Source organism: Methanocalculus natronophilus (assembly GCF_038751955.1).
GTDB lineage: Archaea > Halobacteriota > Methanomicrobia > Methanomicrobiales > Methanocorpusculaceae > Methanocalculus > Methanocalculus natronophilus.
Genome location: NZ_JBCEXH010000097.1, coordinates 1 through 588, shown reverse-complemented (window position 1 = coordinate 588; position 588 = coordinate 1). Strand labels below are relative to the sequence as shown.

The 588-nt window shown below is 31.5% G+C and carries 2 protein-coding genes; both read left to right on the top strand.

The window, feature by feature from the left end; translation table 11 throughout:
• A partial coding sequence (locus ABCO64_RS10660; RefSeq protein WP_343089459.1) for a hypothetical protein occupies nt 1-309 on the top strand: 309 nt, incomplete at its 5' end.
• Between the two features lie 53 nt (nt 310-362).
• The coding region (locus ABCO64_RS10655) for an RPB7/RPC8 family DNA-directed RNA polymerase subunit (RefSeq protein ID WP_343089458.1) at nt 363-588 on the top strand (226 nt) is incomplete at its 3' end.

Below are 588 nucleotides of genomic sequence, written 5' to 3'. Positions count from 1 at the left end.
ATTTTTGATGAACTTGAAAGGCTTGGTTATAATGAATTTATTGTGCCACAGGCAGTAATTGATGAACTTAATTCACTTAAAAGGAAATCAAAAGGTAAAGATAAAATCGCATCAAAAGTCGCCTTATCACTCGTTGAAAGATGCAATGTGATTAATATTAAAGGAAATGCTGATAAAATAATAGAGAGTTTATGTAAAGATATTGAGGCAGATGTATTTACAAACGATATTGAACTAAAAGAAAAATTGATAAAAAACGGCATAAAAGTTGTTTATCTACGTGAAAGAAACTGCCTTGCTACAACTTAAACAAAAAATATACTATTAATAAATTAATTGGAGAAGAATCGATGTATAAGAGGATGAAACTTATCGATACTGTCCGAATTGCGCCTCACCTATTAGGTGAAGATTTAAACTCATGTGTGAAACATGAACTACAAAATAATTTAGAGGGTAGAGTCGATAAAAAAATAGGTGCTATTGTTGCTGTAACGGATATTAATGAAGTTGGAGACGGTCACGTTTTAGTAGGTGACGGTGCAATTTATTATGATGTAACTTTTGAGGCTATTGTCTTCTTACCAC